General features: G+C 36.3%; 18 protein-coding genes, 1 pseudogene and 1 riboswitch. Of the genes and pseudogenes, 12 read left to right on the forward strand and 7 right to left on the reverse strand.

Features of this window, described 5'->3' with window-relative positions:
- The first annotated feature begins 76 nt into the window (after positions 1-76).
- Together aspA and MY533_RS10080 are read left to right on the forward strand one after the other, a co-directional pair.
- On the forward strand, positions 77-1,495 hold the full coding sequence (gene aspA / locus MY533_RS10075) for an aspartate ammonia-lyase (RefSeq protein WP_248719010.1): 1,419 nt from the start codon (positions 77-79) through the stop codon (positions 1,493-1,495).
- Positions 1,496-1,734: 239 nt separating this feature from the next.
- The gene (locus MY533_RS10080; RefSeq protein WP_248719011.1) at positions 1,735-2,985 is read left to right on the forward strand and encodes a methyl-accepting chemotaxis protein; all 1,251 of its coding nucleotides are present in this window, start codon (positions 1,735-1,737) and stop codon (positions 2,983-2,985) included.
- A gap of 105 nt (positions 2,986-3,090) precedes the next feature.
- Here MY533_RS10080 and MY533_RS10085 read toward each other — a convergent pair whose 3' ends face one another.
- Both MY533_RS10085 and MY533_RS10090 read right to left on the reverse strand, forming a co-directional pair.
- On the reverse strand, positions 3,091-3,513 hold the full coding sequence (locus tag MY533_RS10085; protein ID WP_248719012.1) for a DUF4181 domain-containing protein: 423 nt from the start codon (positions 3,511-3,513) through the stop codon (positions 3,091-3,093).
- A gap of 44 nt (positions 3,514-3,557) precedes the next feature.
- A complete protein-coding gene (locus MY533_RS10090; RefSeq protein WP_248719013.1) occupies positions 3,558-4,214 on the reverse strand; it encodes a hypothetical protein in 657 nt (218 codons plus the stop codon).
- Positions 4,215-4,411: 197 nt separating this feature from the next.
- Between MY533_RS10090 and MY533_RS10095 the strand changes: the two genes are divergently transcribed.
- The 3 genes from MY533_RS10095 to MY533_RS10100 all read left to right on the forward strand — a co-directional run bounded on the left by MY533_RS10095 (position 4,412) and on the right by MY533_RS10100 (position 7,162).
- Positions 4,412-5,881, forward strand: coding sequence for an amidase family protein (locus tag MY533_RS10095; protein WP_248719014.1), 1,470 nt, complete (start codon positions 4,412-4,414; stop codon positions 5,879-5,881).
- 86 nt (positions 5,882-5,967) lie between these two features.
- Positions 5,968-6,152, forward strand: a riboswitch (cobalamin riboswitch).
- Between the two features lie 26 nt (positions 6,153-6,178).
- A complete protein-coding gene (locus tag MY533_RS22115; RefSeq protein ID WP_256469520.1) occupies positions 6,179-6,310 on the forward strand; it encodes a hypothetical protein in 132 nt (43 codons plus the stop codon).
- An 87-nt stretch (positions 6,311-6,397) separates the two neighbouring features.
- Positions 6,398-7,162: a hypothetical protein gene (locus MY533_RS10100; protein WP_248719015.1), complete on the forward strand. Its 765-nt coding sequence runs from the start codon at positions 6,398-6,400 to the stop codon at positions 7,160-7,162.
- Between the two features lie 339 nt (positions 7,163-7,501).
- On the opposite strand, the gene MY533_RS10105 is transcribed toward MY533_RS10100, so the two are convergent.
- Positions 7,502-9,442: an elongation factor G gene (locus MY533_RS10105; protein WP_248719016.1), complete on the reverse strand. Its 1,941-nt coding sequence runs from the start codon at positions 9,440-9,442 to the stop codon at positions 7,502-7,504.
- A gap of 394 nt (positions 9,443-9,836) precedes the next feature.
- Positions 9,837-10,259: a hypothetical protein gene (locus tag MY533_RS10110; RefSeq protein ID WP_248719017.1), complete on the reverse strand. Its 423-nt coding sequence runs from the start codon at positions 10,257-10,259 to the stop codon at positions 9,837-9,839.
- 224 nt (positions 10,260-10,483) lie between these two features.
- Here MY533_RS10110 and MY533_RS10115 point away from each other — a divergent pair, with 224 nt between their 5' ends.
- The 5 genes from MY533_RS10115 to MY533_RS10130 all read left to right on the forward strand — a co-directional run bounded on the left by MY533_RS10115 (position 10,484) and on the right by MY533_RS10130 (position 16,179).
- The gene (locus tag MY533_RS10115) at positions 10,484-12,472 is read left to right on the forward strand and encodes a S9 family peptidase (RefSeq protein WP_248719018.1); all 1,989 of its coding nucleotides are present in this window, start codon (positions 10,484-10,486) and stop codon (positions 12,470-12,472) included.
- A gap of 252 nt (positions 12,473-12,724) precedes the next feature.
- Positions 12,725-13,225, forward strand: coding sequence for a sigma-70 family RNA polymerase sigma factor (locus MY533_RS10120; RefSeq protein ID WP_248719019.1), 501 nt, complete (start codon positions 12,725-12,727; stop codon positions 13,223-13,225).
- Complete coding sequence (locus MY533_RS10125; RefSeq protein ID WP_248719020.1) at positions 13,222-14,481, forward strand: DUF4179 domain-containing protein; 1,260 nt, start codon at positions 13,222-13,224, stop codon at positions 14,479-14,481. Before MY533_RS10120 ends, MY533_RS10125 begins: the two co-directional genes overlap by 4 nt.
- 549 nt (positions 14,482-15,030) lie before the next feature.
- Positions 15,031-15,225, forward strand: coding sequence for a DUF6980 family protein (locus MY533_RS22290; protein ID WP_132358025.1), 195 nt, complete (start codon positions 15,031-15,033; stop codon positions 15,223-15,225).
- A 108-nt stretch (positions 15,226-15,333) separates the two neighbouring features.
- Positions 15,334-16,179: an alpha/beta fold hydrolase gene (locus tag MY533_RS10130; protein WP_248719021.1), complete on the forward strand. Its 846-nt coding sequence runs from the start codon at positions 15,334-15,336 to the stop codon at positions 16,177-16,179.
- A gap of 247 nt (positions 16,180-16,426) precedes the next feature.
- On the opposite strand, the gene MY533_RS10135 is transcribed toward MY533_RS10130, so the two are convergent.
- From MY533_RS10135 to MY533_RS10145, 3 genes are all read right to left on the reverse strand, one after another.
- Positions 16,427-16,969, reverse strand: a complete 543-nt coding sequence (locus MY533_RS10135; RefSeq protein ID WP_248719022.1) for a GNAT family N-acetyltransferase — start codon at positions 16,967-16,969, stop codon at positions 16,427-16,429.
- A 254-nt stretch (positions 16,970-17,223) separates the two neighbouring features.
- Positions 17,224-18,420, reverse strand: coding sequence for a class I SAM-dependent rRNA methyltransferase (locus MY533_RS10140; RefSeq protein ID WP_248719023.1), 1,197 nt, complete (start codon positions 18,418-18,420; stop codon positions 17,224-17,226).
- Positions 18,421-18,482: 62 nt separating this feature from the next.
- A complete protein-coding gene (locus tag MY533_RS10145; RefSeq protein ID WP_248719024.1) occupies positions 18,483-19,400 on the reverse strand; it encodes an alpha/beta hydrolase in 918 nt (305 codons plus the stop codon).
- A 173-nt stretch (positions 19,401-19,573) separates the two neighbouring features.
- Between MY533_RS10145 and MY533_RS10150 the strand changes: the two genes are divergently transcribed.
- A complete protein-coding gene (locus tag MY533_RS10150) occupies positions 19,574-20,053 on the forward strand; it encodes a dihydrofolate reductase (protein WP_132358015.1) in 480 nt (159 codons plus the stop codon).
- Between the two features lie 331 nt (positions 20,054-20,384).
- Positions 20,385-21,217 (forward strand): annotated as a pseudogene (locus MY533_RS10155) (alpha/beta fold hydrolase).
- The last annotated feature ends 23 nt before the right edge of the window (positions 21,218-21,240 follow it).

Here is a 21,240-nt window from a genome sequence, read left to right on the forward strand (position 1 = left end):
AACAAATGACTGTTTACAATACTGCATTAATTAGCTACTATCAAGTGTGAGTATTACATAAAAGGAGACGACAATTATGTCCACACAACGTATAGAAAAAGACTTTTTAGGTGAACGTGCATTACCAAGCAATGCTTATTACGGGATTCAAACGCTTCGTGCTACTGAAAACTTCCCGATTACAGGATATACAATTCACCCTGCTCTTATTAAAGCAATGGGTATTGTAAAAAAAGCAGCTGCTTTGAGTAATATGGAAGTACACCTACTTTCAACAGAAATCGGGGATGCAATTGTCGAGGCTGCACAAGAAGTTATTGATGGCGAATGGGATGCTGAATTTATCGTTGACCCAATTCAAGGTGGAGCTGGCACATCTATTAATATGAATGCCAACGAGGTTATTGCTAACCGTGCCTTAGAAATTTTGGGCAAAGAAAAAGGGGACTACAAATCAATAAGCCCAAACAGCCATGTTAATATGTCACAATCAACAAACGATGCTTTCCCAACAGCAATTCATATTGCTGTGTTGAATTTGATAGATGAACTACTTCTAACAATGGAAAACATGCAAGCAGTGTTCCATCAAAAAGCAGAGCAATTCGCGCATGTAATTAAAATGGGTCGTACGCATTTACAAGACGCTGTACCGATTCGATTAGGACAAGAGTTTGAAGCATATTGCCGTGTTATCACTCGTGATATTGCGCGTATTCGTCAAACTCGCCCAAATTTATATGATGTAAATATGGGAGCAACAGCTGTTGGTACAGGATTAAATGCATTCCCAGACTATATTCAATCAGTTGATGTACACCTTGCTGAAATTTCAGGATTGCCGCTTAAAGGCGCTACACACCTAGTGGATGCAACACAAAATACAGATGCTTATACAGAAGTATCAGGCGCATTAAAAATCTGTATGATTAATATGTCGAAAATCGCTAATGACCTTCGTTTAATGGCATCCGGTCCACGTGCGGGTCTAGGGGAAATCATTTTACCAGCTCGTCAACCTGGATCTTCTATTATGCCAGGGAAAGTAAATCCTGTTATGCCAGAGGTTCTTAACCAAGTGGCATTCCAAGTAATTGGTAATGACCATACAATTTCTTTAGCCTCTGAAGCAGGACAATTGGAATTAAACGTTATGGAGCCTGTGCTAGTCTTTAACTTAATTCAATCTATTAGCATTATGAATAATGTGTTCCGAGCATTTACACAAAATTGCTTGAAGGATATTGAAGCAAATGAAGACCGCATGAAAGAATATGTGGAAAAAAGCGTTGGTGTATTAACAGCAGTAAACCCGCATATTGGCTATGAGGTAGCTGCACGAATTGCGCGTGAAGCAATTTTATCTGGACGTTCAATTCGTGAACTTTGCATTGAAGAAGGCGTACTAACGAAAGAACAATTAGATTTAATTTTGGATCCTTATGAGATGACACATCCTGGTATTGCTGGATCAAGTATTATGAAATTAAAATAATTTATTATGAAAGCACTTTGTCTAAAGCAAAGTGCTTTTATGTTTTAAAAAAACTAATATTTGAAGATGTCGTACTTTTAGATCATATGTTGAATAACCACGGATTTTAGATGCTGCGAAAGAACTTTCACTTTTCTATATCATTCCCCTTACAAAAGTTGGTCTTTTTTCTATGAATTTCAGTAAAATTAAACTATAATAACTACGTTGGAATAATATTATAGTTGGAGGAATTTAGTATGACTTTACGGAAAAGAAGTATAATTTGCTTTTCTACTTTAAATGTACTTATGGGTGTTATTTTAATTATAGACCTAGCAAATGTAACTTCATTAAAATGGCTATCCACTTTATTAACAGTAATAGGAATTACTATGACATTATCGTGTATTTTCTATGTGAAATTTAAAATTATTAAGCCTATTAATCAATTAGCTGAATCCGCTCAAGCAATTGCTGATGGAAATTTAAGTACTGCTCCGATTGAAATTAATTCCAATGATGAGGTATCAGACTTAGCTAAAGCGTTTTTAAAGATGAAGGAACAATTACATACAATGACACAAAAAATTGCAAGTAGTTCTACAGATTTATCAGCGAGCATAGAGGAGCTATCAGCAAGTACAAATGAAATTACAGATGCAGTTAACGAAGTTGATTCACAAATGGAGAATACGACTGAGGGTCTTAAGAAAGCAGCACAATCTGCAAATGAAAGTGCGATTGCTATGCAAGAAACTGCAGATGGCATTGAACGTATTACTGTGGCAACGCAAGATGTATTCGATCATGCAAAAGAAGCAAATGACATCGCAGGCAATGGTGCGGAAATTTTACATGTAGCTAAAAATCAAATGGAGTTTATTTCAACTTCTACTGAAAAAACAAGTGGATTAATGCAGCAATTAACAAGCAAAATGACTGATATCAAGTCTATGACAGATATGATTACGGCTATTACTGATCAAACAAATTTGCTAGCATTAAATGCAGCAATTGAAGCAGCGCGTGCTGGCGAGCATGGTAAAGGCTTTGCAGTAGTAGCAGAGGAAGTTCGAAAACTGGCTGAGCAATCTAAGCATTCGGCTATTCAAATTGTCGAGCTTGTAGTTGGTATAGAAAGCGATACAAAACAAGTAGCTACCTCTGTCGAAGAGGACTTGAAAAATGTTCAACAGGGTGTCTACGTCATTGATGAGGCTACAAAGTCATTCGGTACGATCTCTCAGCATGTTAGCAAAATGACGAACCAGTTAGAGGATATTTCCGCAACAGCAGAAGAGCTTACAGGTAGTGCGAATGAGGTTACAAATTTAGTATCGACAATCGCTAACGAAATGGATAGTTTGTCTAATTATACAGGGGTCATTCTGCAGTCTGTTGATGAGCAAAGTGCCTCAATGCAAGCGGTCAACATGGTGGTGTCGCAAGACTTATGTGTACAAGCTGAAAATTTACAAAAGCTTACACAGAGATTTAGTGGACAATAATTGAAAGAAATAAATTACCCATAAATAAAGGCTATTTTGCAGGAATAAATTTTCTGCAAAATAGCCATTTTTTATCAGGTGCATTGATTAGCGTAGAGCCGGAAATTAAATATTAAGTAAGCCGAAAAAATCTGTTGTTATCGTCAAAAATACTATGCCAATCATAAACATCATTTCTGCGCTAGTAGCAACAAAATCTCTTTTATTTTCCGCGTATTTCCATTCCATAAATGTTCGTAATAATTCAGATGCTATTAAAAAGACAATTATGATAAACGATGTTTTGAAATACCAGGGAATTTCAATTTTGTTATTGTCTATCATATAATACGAACTAATTAAAAATAGAATCGTAATTAATCGTAACGACCAATCGAGTTTTCTATGTCTTTCGTTAAGGTGATGATAAGAAAACCATTTCTTTCTCTCGACACCTAACACTTTTCTAATGACAAATCGAAAAATACTAATTACTAAAACAAGCATAATTAGTAAAAGTATTAATATTCCAAATTCGATATTAATCAATTTCAATCACCTCGTAGGCATGCTCTTTTCTTAAATATTGTGGGTTATAAAATACCACCATTCTTATTGCAATAAAATTTTACATCAATTAAATGAGAAGAAGTAACACCACTTTCAGAGTATTTTCCACCCACAGTAATGATATAAGAGCGACCATCACCGTTAATTGAATATTTGTATCCTTTTTGGATCCAGTTACCACTACCATTTTCAATTTTCGAAGATAGAGAGTTCATAGCTGAAAACAACTGCCTACTTTCAGTTGTATTTGCATTTAACTGTGTTTCAAAAGAGCCTTCAAAACTAATAATCGCTAGCTTTGAACCTGTATGTATTTCCACTGTTTTCGGGACTGAAGTTGGAGCATACGCATCTTTATTTTTTAACACAGTAAATGAAGCATTTACTCTTTCTATTAGCATCTTTTTAAAATCCTTAACTTCAACCCAGTATTCATCAGTAAACTTTGATATAGGTTCTATTTCAAAGTTTTCATGATATTCTTCATTCACTTTTTCTACAAGAGAAATATATTCCTTGTAATACTTTGCTTTTTGTTCCTGAGTTAATTTTAAAGGAGTTGGAGCTACGAGTATTTCTTTTTCTACTGTTTGTTCATCGGTCGATGGTTTGGATGAATTTACACACCCTGTTAAAAAGAAAGTTGACAGTAAAGCTCCTGCAAAAATATAATTTTTCAAAATCTTCACCTCACAAAAACGAATTAAATAACAGAATAATTAGTTATTTATTTAAATTATAACATATTTACAAATACTGGGATAGGGATATACGAAGTAACGATCCTGAGGGTACGACTTTGAAACTTCAATAGTTAAAAATAACTTAGGAATAAGTTTATATTTTTGGTATAATATTGAAAGATGGGGGGATATGAATGGGGATAAATTTTAGTAGCTTTCTTAAAGAAGAATTGTCAGTAAATGATATTCAGACAGCAATGAAACAAGGTGATATAACATCAAAAGAATTAACTATGTATTATTTACACAGAATTGCTAAGTATGATCAAGGTGGACAGAAAATTAATTCTATGCTTGAAATTAATCCTGAAGCGATATTTATTGCTGAAGCATTAGATGAGGAAAGATTAACAAAAGGGGCTAGAGGGCCACTACACGGAATTCCGGTGGTTTTAAAAGATAATATCGAAACGAAAGATTTTATGCACACTAGTGCAGGTGTAATAGCATTAGAAAATTATTTAGCAAAGCAGGATGCATTTCTAGTAAAAAAGCTTCGTGAAGCAGGGGCTGTTATTTTAGGAAAAACAAATATGACTGAATTAGCAAACGGTATGTCGAGTACGATGTGGGCAGGCTATAGTTCTCGAGGTGGACAAACACTTAATCCTTATGGTGATCCACAACTTTATGTGGGAGGATCTAGCTCAGGTTCAGCGGTAGCAGTTGCGGCGAATTTTTCTGTTTTATCAATTGGAACTGAGACAGACGCTTCGATTTTAAGTCCAGCTATACAAAATTCAGTAGTTGGCATAAAACCAACTGTTGGTCTAATTAGTCGACAGGGCATTATTCCGTTTACATACGCTCAAGATACAGCAGGGCCAATGGCTAGAACTGTAACAGATGCAGCTATTTTATTGGGCGTATTAACAGGAGTAGATCAAGACGACGTCGCTACATATAAAAGTGAACGAAAGTTATATAAAGATTACACCAATTTTTTAGATGCAACTGGATTAATTGGTGCAAAAATTGGTGTTTATAATAATGCCTCAAAAGATTATTATGACTCAGTGGAATATGACGAAACACTTTTTAATAATGCCATTCAAGTTTTGAGAGAGCAAGGAGCCGTTATTTTTGAAGGCATCGAAATCCCTTCTTTTCATAGAGATTGGAAATGGGCAGTACCGCAATACGAATTTAAGCATAGTTTAAATAATTTCCTTATAAATCTACCTTCCCACATGCCTGTCCATTCTATTTCTGAGTTAATCCAATTTAATAAACGATCAAAAGGAGAGTCGTTAAAATTTGATCAGGATAAATTGGAATCGAGAGAGAAACTATCGAATACGTTAAGAGATTCTGACTATTTAAATGCAAAACTTGAAGATTTGTATTTTTCTCAAGAGCAAGGAATCGATTATACATTAAAAAAATATGATTTAGATGCGATTATCTTTCCATCATATATAGGTTCAACAATTAGTGCGAAAGCTGGATACCCGTCTATTGCCGTCCCAGCAGGGTATATGAAAGATGGGAGACCGTTTGGGGTAACATTTGCAGGAACTGCATTTAGTGAGAATGTACTAATAAAACTTGCATTTTCATTTGAGCAAGCAACTAAACTACGAAAAGCGCCGAAGTTGTATTAAGATTCTACCAGCTCAATTGACTTTAAAAATACAGTACTTTACAATTAAGGGTAAGAAATTAGGTATTTTCCAGTTTCTTAACAACTGAATAGCGTGGAGTAATAGGTGTAAATTGCGTGCAATTTACTTAAAAGGGAAGTCGGTGCAAATCCGACACTGTCCCGCAACTGTAAATGTGAGCGACTTTTCATAGACCACTGTTTAACGACGGGAAGGGGAAAGGTAGCGATGATCATGAGTCAGGATACCTGCCTATTATGAGTACACACCATAACCCTACGAGGAATAGGAGGTGGCATGTTGACAAAACAGAATGCTCTGTTCGTCACTGTACGTCAAACGCCCAAAATAAAAGAAGGTATTAGCTATAGTGCTAATTTTTTCTTATTTGGGGGTTGTTTGACATTATATGATGAACGAAAAGGATAGAATGAAGGATTTCCTCGCTTTAATGGGAAATCCTTTTTTTACTGATGACTTCCGTTTTGAAAATATGTACGAAAAGAGGATGCACATATGACGAATATTCATGTATGTACAGCACAGGAATCGCAATATGTAGATATGAAAATATGTAAGCTGCCACGCATTGAAGTTACTAAGAAAGCTGCAACAAGAATGGTTGTAGAATCACTTGTCGACCAATTAATAGCTAGCAAACTAATTAGTAATGAACGATTGTTTGAGCAAATTTTATATAATAAAGATATTATTTGGATTCAAAATGACAATATTAATGGGCACCTTTTTGCAAAGGCGAATACTACAGATCAACTTAAAACAAAAACAAATAGTTTTATGATGTATATGCCGACAAATCCAATTATCTATGAGGTGAACGGTGAGCATTATCATTTAATTACACGCATTGATTCGACTCGTGCAAAGCCAAATTTAGAGCGACTATCCCAAGCTCCTAAGCCAATATTAAGTGCCGCTCGAGTCAATGATTTATTATGCTCGATAGTGATGCGCTTTTATGAAACATATTTAGAGGATTTATCACAGGTAGCTTCTAAAAACAAACAATTGATTAATGTTGTAGAGCACGAGTATCATCAATTTTTAGAAGCTGTGAAGGAACTAAATGAATATCATTTAAACTGGCACCCACGTGGTAACGGTCATGAACTATTACTGAAATTAATTGATAATTTACAACTTTTGAAAAGTCAACCAGGCAAGGTTTTAATTAATTTTTCTAAGCCCCATAGCTACGTTGTTGTGGATCCTTCATATCGCAGTTTCAAACAAGCACAGAAGGCAGTACAAGCTTTGTAAATTGATTTCGCGTTGGGTGAAGGGGAATATGAGCGAATGGGGTGGAATATTCGCGGAGGCAGAGTAACTATTCGTATGAGCGAGAATACTCGTGAAAGTAGGACAAACCCTCGCGCGGAGCTGAATACTTCCGAAAGTAGAGCGAATTCGCACGAAGCCGGAATACTCGGAAGTAGAGCAAATCCTCGCGCGGAACCAGAATACTTGTGGAAGCGGGCAAACCCTCGCGTGAAGCTAGAATGCTCGCGGAAGTAGAGCAAATCTGTGCGAAGCCGGAGAAGCCCGACGAAACTTAAAAAACAGGACAATGATAGATAATCATGTCCTGTTTTTATGATTTCAGTCAATACAATGCATTGCTGCCTCTGCCTCATGCCATGGAACGGAGTAACCTTTGCCTTTTGCACAAAAAATACTAGAAGATGTATATTCGGGATCGGCGTTTTTATCGTAGCCAATTTGTTTAATGATATCTTCTGTGTTGTGACACACATCATAACCTTCAAATTGGAGAGAAAGTACCCCTTTACCATTAGTGTAGGCGGCAAAGGTTGTACTGTAGCTCATAAATGTTGCGACTGGAGCGCGGCCAGTTAAAATCGCATCATGTTCAGTTAAGATTGGCGCGTCAAATGTACCAGCAGCTTGTTGAATATCAGTCATCATCCGGCCAATAAAATCACTTGGAGCTTTAAGTTTAAATCGGTAGTATGGCTCCAGCAATACATTTTCTGCTTGCTCCAGCCCTTGCCGTAATGCACGGAATGTTGCTTCACGGAAATCACCACCATCGGTATGTTTAATATGCGCGCGTCCTGTTAAGAGAGTGAAGCGAATATCTGTCACAGGGAAGCCAGTTAACAACCCATGATGATCACGCTCGAATAGATGTTTTTCAATGAGTCGTTGATGCCCAACCGATAAATCATCCGCATGACAAGCATTGACAAATGTATGACCAGTACCGCGTTTATTTGGCTCCATTAATAAATGTACTTCTGCATAATGCTTTAAAGGTTCAAAATGTCCATAGCCTGTCACCGTTGTTGCAATCGTTTCCATATATAAAATCTGTGGTTCGCTAAATGAAATGTCTAGCGAGAAGCGTTTGTTCAGCACGTCGATAAGAACCTCGAGTTGGATGACACCCATAATATGTACATGAATTTCTTGGAATTTTTCATGCCATAGCACACGTAATGATGGTTCTTCTGCTTCAAGCGTGCGGAAGATTTTTAAAACTTCCTTTATATGCTGATCACCTTCATATTGTACTTTTGCCTGTAAAGTTGGTACTAACTCATAGGGCTGCGGGTTAGCTGAATAACCAATGATATCGCCGATGTTTGCTTCGCTAATCCCCTTTACTGCGAAAATCTCCCCAGCCACGACCTCTTGAACTGTTACATAACGGCTGCCATTGTAAAGTCGAATCTCAGTCACTTTTTCTGTTTTATCTTCAAAGGAAAATTCATCACGCACATGTAACGTTCCTTGCAATGCCTTGATAAAAGTTAAGCGTTGATGCCCATCATGACGAATTTTAAACACTTCACCTTGGAACGGAGCATTGTTAGGAAAATGTGTTTTGGTAAGTAGGGGGAGCTGTGTTATAAATTCCTTTATCCCAATATCTTTTAAAGCAGAGCCAGAAAAACATAAAAAGGCTTTTTCCTGTTGAATCATCGTATGTAAACGAGTAAGACAGCTAGAGCAATCCAATGTCTCATTTAAAAAATCGTCGAGAAGCTTTTCGTCACGTTCAGCAAGCCACTCCATCATGCGATTTGAAACATAGTCTGAACGGAGCGGTTCATCTACGAATAATACATCCTCAGAACAGTCCTTTTGAAGCTGTGCCATAACGGCTTGAACATCTGCCCCTTCACGATCAATTTTGTTAATAAAAAAGAAAGTTGGGATGTGGTATTGGCGTAAAAGTTGCCACACTGTTTCCGTATGACCTTGTAGTCCTTCAACTGCACTAACAATAATGATGGCAAAATCCATAACCCGAATCGCACGTTCCATCTCTGGTGAGAAATCTATGTGTCCAGGTGTATCGATTAACGTATATGTATCATTCTCAATCGTCATGCGACCTTGCTCCGCAAAAATCGTAATGCCTCGCTGACGCTCGAGCTCATGATTATCTAGAAATGTGTCCTGGTGATCCACTCGTCCACGGGCTTGAATACTGTTTGTATGAAATAGTAACTGCTCAGAAAATGTTGTTTTTCCTGCGTCCACGTGAGCGAGTACCCCGATTGTTACATGCATAAAAAATCCTCGTTTCTATTCATTCTTTTATCAATATACTAACATATAGGAATATGCCTATGCCTATGTCTATCAAAAAGAGGGGCTTCCCAATGAGAGAAAAGCACAAGCTGAGACTTTGTTCGTAAAAAAGGGATATGGAAGGTATTTTAAAGGAAAATTTTTAATCTTATAAAGAACATTCTCGCCCGAATGATCCCTCTTATAAATTTTACCGCAGAAAAGAATTGCTGATAAAAGACCTAATCTTGACCATTATGGGAGTAATCTCCGTTAGGGCTGGGTGCTTTTTGGGGGACGTAAGCTTGGCTCTCAGTGGCGCAAGAAGCGGATATAAGCTTTTACATTGTTGAATTGTTTGATTTGTAAATATCAAGTGATAGATAAAAAATCTTTAATCTCGTTCCACATACTTGCCTTCATTTTGAGAGGAATTTTCTAAATATGAATAATAGGCTTGAATGACTTTACCATTTTCAATTTTATATCCATAAAGTACTGTTGGTTCGTCCGCAAATTTAACTTTTATTTCGTATCCAAATGCCGTTGTTAATAATTCTTCTTTATCAAAACTAGTTTCCCAAGATGCATTTGGGTATTTCTTTTCTAAATGTTCTTCAACCATTTGAGTATATTTATCATATTTTGCGTTCTGTATATGTGGACGAACAGTTAAGAATAATGCATAGCTTAAAAGGATTATAACTATAAAGCTATACAAAATTTTTTTACCTCTTTTTCTAAAAAAGAATGAAATCACAAAAAAGAAATAAATAGAACCAATCACAAAAAATAACTCTATAGCTTTTATAGCCATAAAAACGCCTCCCGATTATTATTTTAGCACATTTAATATACAATCACCCTGAAAGTTCTGAAGTTTCGCAATGTTTCAGATTCGTCACGATCACTAATTGCTCGCCACTATTAAATCCTCTCTTTGATAAAAAATAATTTCTTCTTAAAAGAAGGAATAATACTTAGAGTGTCGAAATATTGTACTATGTAATGAAACTTCAACACAAAGGGGATTTTTAAAATATGACTTTGAAACAAGGGATTCAACCAGAAGATTTATATCAATTAAAATCAGTGGCAGATCCACAAGTATCACCTGACGGAACAGAAGTAGTGTATATAGAAACGCATATTGATGAGAAGAAAAAGGACTACGTATCTAATTTATTTTACATAGACTTGAATGAAAAAAAGCCACAACAATGGACATTTGGTGAAGATAAAACGAGTTCGCCTGTATGGTCACCAGATGGCAGTAAAATTGCATTTGTATCAACGAGAAAGGGTAAGCCACAAATTTTTGTGCTTTCTAAAGCAGGTGGGGAAGCGAAACAAATTACTAATTGTAAGAATGGAGCGACATCGCCTACTTGGTCTCCTTGTGGTGAGAAAATTGCCTTCTCTGTCAAGCTTGGTAAAGATGAAAATATTAATGATAAAGCTGAAAAGAATCAAAAAGAAGACAAAGAATTAAAACCACTTGAAGTAGAAAAGATGAAATATAAATCAGATGCAGCTGGGTTTATTGATATGGAACAATTTTCTCAAATTGCCATCGTCCATCTTGAATCTGGAGAATTAGAGTTAGTTACAGAAGGGAAACATAATTTACAGCTTGGTAAATGGTCTCCAAACGGTAAGCATCTTTCTTACATTGCAGACTTAACAGAAGATCAAGACTTTTCATTCATAAATGATATCTACTTATTAGATTTAGAAACGAAACATGGTCGCAAGCTAACAGAAGGAACAGGGTCGTTTTACCAAACTTCATGGTCCCCGAATAGCCGCTATGTTGCTTATGTTGGAAGTGAACGAGAATTTGAAAATGCAACTCAAGCAAAGTTATGGGTTTATGATTTGGAAAATAACAATACGACATGTGTAACGAGTGAATTTGATGCGCCGGTCGGTGATTTTGTCGTCGGTGATTTCCTTCAAGGGGTCGTTGCTCCGCGTGTCCAATGGTTGGAGGATAATAACAGCTTTTACTTCCAAGTGACTGATCATGGCAATACAGCGATTTATTTTGGTAATCTTTCTGGAGAATTATATCCAGCGATTCATGATGATCAATACGTATATGGTTTTTCGCTTGATCAAAAAAATGATAAAGCGGTAGTCGCAATTAGCACTACTACAAATCCTGGCGATCTATTTTACGTAAATTTAAATAATGGTGACCAAGAACAGCTTACGAACGTTAATGAAGAATTTTTAAAGTCGAGAGAATTATCTGTTCCTGAAGCAGTTGAATATGAAGGAGCAGATGGCTGGAAAGTAAGCGGCTGGATGATGAAGCCTATTGGCTATAAAGAAGGGGAGAAATATCCACTTATTCTTGAAATCCATGGTGGACCTCACGCTATGTATGCCAACTCATATTTTAACGAATTCCAAATCCTTGCTGCACAAGGTTATGCGGTCCTCTATACGAATCCTCGTGGAAGCCATGGATATGGTCAAAAATTTGTTGATGCGGTTCGTGGTGATTATGGAGGCAATGATTACAATGATCTCATGGCCGCTGTAGATTTTGTATTGGAGCATTATAATTTTATTGACAAAGACCGTCTAGGAGTTACAGGTGGGAGCTATGGGGGCTTCATGACAAACTGGATTGTCGGACATACAAATCGCTTTAAAGCTGCGGTTACGCAACGTTGTATTTCTAACTGGATTAGCTTTTACGGTGTAAGTGATATCGGCTATTACTTCAATGACTGGCAAATCCAAGCGGGACTAGACGATATAGAGAAGCTTTGGAATCATTCGCCGCTTAAATATGTTGACAATGTGGAGACGCCACTGTTAATTTTACACAGCGAAAAAGACTATCGCTGTCCGATTGAACAGGCAGAGCAATTATTTATCGCCTTGAAACACCGTAAAAAGGAAACTAAATTTGTACGCTTCCCAGAATCCAATCACGAACTGTCTAGAAGCGGAAAACCAGCGTTAAGAATCAATAGATTAGAATATATTAGGGATTGGTTTGTAAAATATCTATAAAATAAATATGGGTGGCCAAAGAAGTGAAAATACTGCTTTGGCCACCTATTTTTTCATGCCTTGTTTAACAAATGCTGTTTTCATAAAGATTGTTTTTCATCCAATGGCGCAGGTTCGGTGAAGAAGGAATTAAAAACATTTATTTTGATGCAAAGAGTAAAGGCAATTACATAGACAGTTTCCTAAATAATTTTAAAATTTTTGAACGAAATGAAGCATCGCTCCGTCTAATGGAGGAAGGAGGCGAAAAGGATGGAAATGGAAATCGTGCAGCGTGCTATTCGTGGGGATCATCAAGCGATACTTTCACTTATTGAAATGGATGAAGATATTTTATATCGCATGGCTTTTACATATCTGAAAAATGAGCAAGACGCTTTGGATGTGATGCAGGACCTAGTTTACAAGGCACTGAAAAAAATGCATACCGTTAAACAGCACGAGTATGCCAGAACATGGCTCGTGCGCGTCTTAATCAATTGTTGTAAAGACCATTTACGAAAACGTCAACCAACCGTTTCAATTCAGGAACATCACCAAGTTGAATGGGTCATCTACTCTGATATGGAGCGGTTATTGGAGCATTTATCCTTATCGGAGCAACAACTCGTCTATATGAAATATTTTCAGCAACTAAAAAACAAAGAAATTGCTGAGCTAAATCAAATTCCCGAGGGTACTGTAAAGTCCAAGCTTCATCACATACTAAAGAAGCTTAGAAACTTCGCTGGAGAAAAGGAGGACTGGCTATGAGTAAATTACAGATTGACGTTCCAAAGGAGAAACTTCAACAAGTACGTATGGATATGTTTCGGAAAGTTCAACGAGAAAAAAGAGCAAAGAAGCGCATCGTTTCGGTTGCAATAGCCTTTTTGTTTTGCTTAAGCTTTTTATTTTCAATTCGTGCTTCTCCAACGATTGCTAGCTATGTTGCAAAAATACCTGGCTTAAAAGAAATTGTATTAGAGGTTGTAAGAGATAAAGGGATAAAAGATATTGTGGACAATGACTACTATGAAGAAATTAATGTGACGGAGTCTAAAAATGGCTTATCGCTTACATTGCAGGGCGTGATTGCAGATAATTCGGGATTAGTACTTTACTATGACGCTGATGCCTCATTTGATATGTCGGAATTATACTTGGAGGAAGTTCATTTGTTTCAAGGGGATAAAGAAATTAAAGGGGGTTCATTTACAATTCATCAATCAAATCAAACACGCATCTCTTCTTCAGTGAAATATAGTTTTTCAGAGCCTTTCGCTTATACTTCAAAGGATTTTAAAGCAGTTTTTCGTTTTTATGAAAAAGATAAGGGGAACGTTGAAATTTCGATTCCGTTTTCACTGCAAAATGAAATCGCAAAGGAGAAAATTATTACTGTGAATCGTACTGTAAATGTCGATGGTCAGAAGTTTACGATAACAAAAATTCGCCATTCTCCATTAAGAATGGCCATCGATATTGAATTAGATGAAGCGAATACGATGCAAATTTTATCACTTGAAAATATTGCGGTCGAGACGGAAAATGGAGAGCGAAGAGAAGAAGTCGTTAAAAACGGCTTGTCCCTTGGCAGAAAAAGTCGCGACGGCAAATTTACGCTAAATTTACAAAGTAATTATTTCCATGATACAGATTCACTCAAACTATTAATTGGAGCTGTTCATGCTGTTCCAAAGGGCAAGGATTTTATTGAAGTTGATTTTGGCACAAAAGAAGTACTCGCGAAGCCTGAATATTTGGATTGGGATATTTCTGTAACGGAGCAAGGTGTATCAGTTGCTGCAAAGAAATGGGATGATAGAAGGGCATATTCGTTTTTAAATAGTGCTGTAAAAGCTGATGGCACGCCGTTAAATTATACAGGTAGCACGTTTTCAGATGATGACCAGTACCTATTTGCGACGGAGAACTTTGAAAATTATAATGGGAAAGCAAAAATATATATAAACTATTACTTCAATCCTATAGGAAAAAATATCGAACTGAATATTCCATTGAAATAAAGAAAAGATGTTCAAAAAGGCTCTCCTTTTTGAACATTTTTTTAATCTTGAGTTAGAAACTTTTTCTCTGTAGGTTCGTATAACTATTACATTATTGATTTTGCAAAAAAAATGTATAAATATATGTATGCAGAAGCAAAGGTTGCTGGTTTAATTACAATCGATAGTCATAGGGAAATAATCGATAAGTATAGTAAAGAGAATCAGTCGATTAATAGTAAAGAGGTAATATGATGAGGAAATATGCTTTTCTTGAGGAAAAGATTGATGACATCTGTAAAATAATAATTTATGAATCGTCCGATGAAATATAAGTGTTTTTATATAATACATTACAAAATACTAGTTGTTTTGCTGATATGTGTTTTGAAGTTTTAGAAGAAGCGGAAGAATACTGTGAAAAATTAGGAATTAATAATGAGGATTGGCTATTTATTGATGACCTGTTAGATGGATGCTAAGACGATATAATTAATTGTAAATGATACAGATTTGTATGTTTTACACTCAAATAGCGGGAGCTTTATTTAAATAAGGGGAAACTAAATTATGAAAAAATATTGTTGTGAGGATATGACTTTTCATGCAAGTTTCAAATGTGAAATACATGAGAATCCGTTTGAATGTCCTGATAAAATAATCATTTTTTATGAACAAAGTAATAACTACGGTTTGATCATACATGATGGGGGGGAGTCGATGATTAGCATTGATTTTTGTCCTTGGTGTGGTTCGAAACTTTGAATTTTAAATACTTCCTTCTTCAACTATCAGAGCAGGTTGGTGGAAGAAAAGATATTGTAATAATGTGTAGAAATAAACAAATATAAATAATTCTAAACAGGGGGTATTATGAAGGATTTTAGTTTATGTGTTAATGAGTTTAATGTCCATTATTACGAATTAGGCAAGAACACTAAACCCACAATAGTCTGTTTACATGGACTTGGAAATAGTGGGGCAGTCTTTTCTGAGTTAGCTGAATACCTGGAAGATGATTTTCGTATACTTTCTTTTGATAATCCAGGTCACGGAGGCACATCTTCTTTTGTAAATGAAGATGGTTATCTATTTTCGAGTCTTGCAAAATGGTATAACGATGTATTCGAACAAGTCTTAAAAGAACCTTTTTATATTTTGGGCCATTCTTGGGGAGCTGATATAGCATTACACTATGCTAAAATGTACCCTAAAAAAATTAAAGGGGTTATCTTACTAGATGGTGGCTATACGTTTCCAGATTTCCAAGAAGATATGACCTTTTCTAAAGTATATGATGGGTGGAAAGATTATATGGAGCATTCCTCGGTTTTTGACACTTGGTCTGATGTAGCCGAGGAGTACCGACAATATACTGACCGATGGAATGAAAAAATTGAACAAATGGTTCAAACACTTTTTAATAAAAGAGAAAAATATGAACTTATTAGTTCAAAGTTTACTATATTATCTATTATTAAAGCATTTTTTAGAGAAAGTTTTACAACAGCTTATCCATACATAAAATCACCATTGATTCTTATCCACGCAACTCTTCCCAAAGAGTTAAGAAACGCTAGAAGAACTGGAATCAACAAATTAAAACAGCATATAGAAAATGTCACCATTGTTTCAATGGACGCAACTAATCATATGGTTCATTGGGATAACCCCAAAAAAGTAGCTAATGAAATAAATACCTGGATATCTAAATGTTAAGCTACGTGACGATTCCCAAAAAAGAGCAGTCGCATCGACGAACTTTTCCTATGCTGCTAACGGGGTGCTTTCGTAACATATTCGATATACGAAATATCAAACCAAAAAAACAGAGTTGATTCTACACATTTGTAGAGTAACTCTGTTTATGTTTTAATAGCAACAATCTTTTAGAAGATACCCTTATCAAAAGTAGAATTAAGGTGAAGGAACTAAATCGACGGAAACATCTTTTTGAGAAATTTGGCTATTCATTTATTATTCCATAATATACTAAATCCTCGTATTTACCGTCTTTAATAATATGATCCTTTAAAATTCCTTCTTGTTTCATGCCAATCTTCTCCATTACTTTTCCTGAAGCGGGATTTGTAGAAAAATATCGGGCAAATACTTTATGCAGTTTCTTTTCTTCAAAAGCAAATTGAACAATCGACTGCGCTGCTTCCGTAGCATAGCCTTTTCCCCAATACTCCTCACCAATCCAATAGGCGATTTCTCCTTGATTAAAATGTTTATTGTTTGATAAGGCAATAGCTCCATATAATTCACCGGTTTCCTTATCTGTAACAGCAAACTCGTACGAAATATCTTGCGTAAAATTATCGTAATGACGTTCCATCCATGTTAATGCATCATTTAAATTATATGGATAAGGTAGATACATAGTGCTTTTATAAATATTATAGTTATTGCATAGCTTTGTAACCGTTTCTGCATCGGATGTTTGAAATAATCTAAGAACGAGTCTTTCTGTAAAAATCATTAACTTTTCACGGACATACCCCATTTAATCACTCCATTTATCTTTATATTGTAAAAAATGATACTCACCCTAGCGTAGGGTTGGTTTCCGTCACGACTGTGCGCTTTCTTTGGGGAGCCACTGCGCTCCAATCAACTCATCTCATGGATAAACATCCCAAATTTTAGGAATAAAGATGAGTCAATTGTATAATAAACGGAAAATTCTAACAATAAGATTGGGGATTTCTCCTCAATAAAAAGACAGAATCGCTTGGGGGCGATTCTGTCTCGATTCATTTAGTTGAGTTTTTTAATAAAAACAACCTTTAAGTAATTGAATTCTGGATATTCACGTGGGGCACGGAAATCCTTTGGTAAGCTGTATTCTTCAACAATTTTATAGGCTGTTTTAGTTTCTTTAAATGCTTGGTCAATAAAGTTCTTGAACTTTTTCATTCCAAAGCTTGCATTGTTCGTTGAAGCAACGATGATACCGTTTTTCTCCGTAATGGCGATTGTATCTATGAGTAATTTAGGATAGTCTTTCGCAGTTGAGAACGTTCTTTCTTTTGTACGTGCAAAGCTTGGTGGATCTAAAACGACAAGGTCAAATTTTAAATTGTGGCGCTGTGCATATTTAAAATAGTTAAAGACATCCATTACTTTAATATCCTGTGATTCGTAGTCGATGTTATTAACGCTAAATTGCTCAATTGTTTTGGCTAAACTGCGCTTTGCAACATCTACACTAGTTGTTTTTACAGCTCCTCCAAGTGCCGCTGCGACAGAAAATGCTCCTGTATAGGAGAACGTATTTAGCATATTTTTACCCTCTGCATAACGTTCACGAATGGCTAGTCTTACTTCTCGTTGATCGAGGAAAATACCTGTCATAGCTCCATCGTTTAAATTGACAGCGTATTTCATACTATTTTCCATTACGATAATCGGAAATTCGCCAGGTGTTCCCATGACGAAATCATCTTGTTCCATATACTGTCCTTTAGTATCGAAACGTTTTTTCTCATAAATGGCTTTGTAATCTACTGTCTCTGCTAGTGCTTCATATACCATTTCTTTAAATGAATAAATGCCTGCGCTATACCAGCTCACCATATAGTAAGTGTCGAAAAAGTCAATTGATAAACCGCCGATGCCATCACCTTCACCATTAAAGATTCGAAAGGCTGTTGTGTGAGGATCGTTGAAAAAAGCTTCGCGATTTTGAATAGCCTTTTTAAATTTTTTCATAAAAAAGGCTTTGTCTATTTTTTCGTTCGCATCATTTGTTAATACCCAACCAATACCTTTGTTTTGTAAGCCATAGTATCCTGTGCCGATAAAACGGTTATGATGATCCGTAAGTCTTAAAAGTGCACCTTCTTCTTTTGGAAGATGGCGTGCATCAACTGCATCTTTTGAAATGAGCGGATAGCCTTTTTTTAATTGATTAGAAAAGGGATTGTTAATTTGTAAAGCAATAGTTTGTGTCATGTTGTCATCCTTTAAAAAACATTTTGCTCTATTATCGCACTATTTTATGGTGATAGACAAACTTATTTCACGAAATTAGCAATTTTTTCAGCAGTTTCAATAGTAGCTTGTTCGAAAAAATCCATTTTACTAAAGTAGCTATGGATTAAACCGGGCATGTTAACATGTTCAACAGTCACTCCGGCATCTGTAAGTTTTCGTGCGTATGCAAGACCTTCATCGTATAGAACATCCGCCTCGGCAGCTATAATGATCGTTTTCGGTACTACACTTAAATCCTCAATCTGAAGTGGGGATACATGTGGATCCAAATAGTTTTCTTTTTCTGTATAATGATCTGCAAACCACTGCATTCCTTGTTTGTCTAAGCCAAAGTGTTCGCCGTAAACATTGTAAGAAGCCGTTGTAAAATCTACATTGACTACAGGATATATAAGTGCCTGCGCTTTAATCGTTGGTCCATTTAATGTTGCTGCTAAGTAGGCGACCACTGTTGCTAAGTTTCCGCCAGCGCTATCGCCAGCGACTGTAAGATTTGCTCTATCTCCACCGAAATTTTCGATGTTTTCGTAAACCCATATGAAACTGTCATAGGCATCGTAGAGCGGTGTAGGGAATGGATATTCCGGTGCTAGGCGATAATCAACCGATACAACGATTGCTTGGGCTTTTGTCGCTAATAGCTGACAGCCTGCATCCGTAGAGTCACAATTTCCAAATACCCAACCACCTCCATGATAATAAACAATGACAGGGAGCTTTTCGTCTAAAACAGGTCTATAAATGCGCACATTAATTTGTGCTCCATCCCGCACCGTTATTTTTCTATTCTCGATGCTCGCGAGCTGTGGGCTATCCGGTGACGTCCATTTTGGCACTATTCGAATGGCTCTCGCTTCTTGTGGTGTTAAATCATAGTACTGTATCGAAGAATCACTTGCTTTTATATAACGGACCGCTTCATCTCTTAATTTTGTCATCTTCATCAATCCTTTTTATTTACTTTTGTACATCTATTATAAACTATTCATATAAAATTACTAGGATTTAATAGCGGAAATGAAAATTTATTTACTTTCTAAGCAGAAATAATCTGATTGTAAAGTAAAATTATGTTTATAATATAATGGACGAAAGTATTTGGAGGGACACTATGATTTCTTTAATTGTGGCACATGATAATAATTATGTGATTGGCTATGAAAATGGCATGCCATGGCATTTGCCAGGGGATTTAAAATATTTTAAGGAGAAAACGATGGGGAAGCCAATGATTATGGGGCGAAAAACATTCGAATCCATCGGTAGACCGCTTCCTGGTCGCCGTAATATCGTAATAACGCGTGATGAAAACTATCAAGCGGACGGGATTGAAGTGGTGACAAGCTTAGAGGGTGCCCTCGACCTTGCTGGGGATGTCCCAGAAATTATGATTATTGGTGGCGAGCAAATTTTCCGCTTATCTATGGATATCGCAGATCGCTTGTACATTACAAAAATCAATCATTCGTTTAATGGGGATACATATTTCCCGAATTATGAGCAGGATTTTGTACAAGTTTCCTCAATGGAGCCAGAAACAGCACCAGAAGGTTACACATTCCAATATCAGATTTTTGAGCGTAAAAACTAAAGAAAATAGGTACTACGAAGCACGGTTATATGACCGTGCTTTTTACGTGACTAAATAAAGGTTTTTGGAAATATTTGTAGAATAAATAAAGGTTAGACTCATCCGCATAGCATGGGGTTGATTTACGTTCCAACTGGCGCTTTAAATTCGATAAACCTATTGTGACAAGAAGAACAGTCGAAGCGACAGAAGACTAATCAATCGAAGGAAAGAACTTGTCGAAGCGACAGAAAGACCTATCGAAACAAACGATGAGCAGCTTCGCATATGTATCAGATCGCAGGTAAAAAGATATTTAAGACATAAAAAATTATTGAGAGGTGTCCAGTCAATGTGGGAACAATACATTATTGAAACAAGCAGAGGGCGATTTGAATACTTTGTACGTGGAGAAGGGGAACCATTAGCTATTACTCATTTTTATATGGGTTTTGATGAACGAGGAAATTTATTTGCGGATCCTTTCACTGAACATTACAAAGTGTACTTAATCAATGTAAGAGGTGCTGGAAATTCAGCACATGTAGAAGATGATGCACAATTAAGCTTCCAAGAAATTGTGAAAGATTTAGAAGCGATTCGAGAACGTTAAAACTTGAAAAATGGGCTTTTGCGGGTCATTCAACGGGTGGAATGCTGGCACTTCAATATGCTGTGGATTCACCAGCATCTTTAACAAAAATAGTTGCTGGTTCAACAGCAGCAAGTAAAGAGTATGGAAATCACCCAAATAGTATTTATTGCGCTGAAAATAAACATTTCACTCGCATAGTTGAAATAATGGATTTACTAAATAATCCGGATACAGTTCGAGAAGAGCGTCAGAAGTTAAGCTCTGAATGGGCTTTAATGTCTTATCATTCCGAGGAAAAGTTAAAATTAGCAACGACTCGACCAAATAGTGGACGGACAGTCGGGAAGAACCTTGATTATTTTAGAAAAGTACAAGTAAAAAGCTTTGACATTCGACAACAATTGAAATCAATACATATTCCTACCTACATATTTGCAGGTAGATATGATGCACAATGTCCGGTTGAATTCGGAATTGAAATTGCCGATTTAACACCAAATGCACAATTGACGATTTTTGAACAGTCTAATCATAATCCGTTTATTGAGGAAGAAGAAGCTTTTAAAAAGTTTCTACAATTGACCTTATAATTGGGGCCTTTAATTATTTCTGA

Source organism: Lysinibacillus sp. Ag94 (assembly GCF_023242215.1).
GTDB lineage: Bacteria > Bacillota > Bacilli > Bacillales_A > Planococcaceae > Lysinibacillus.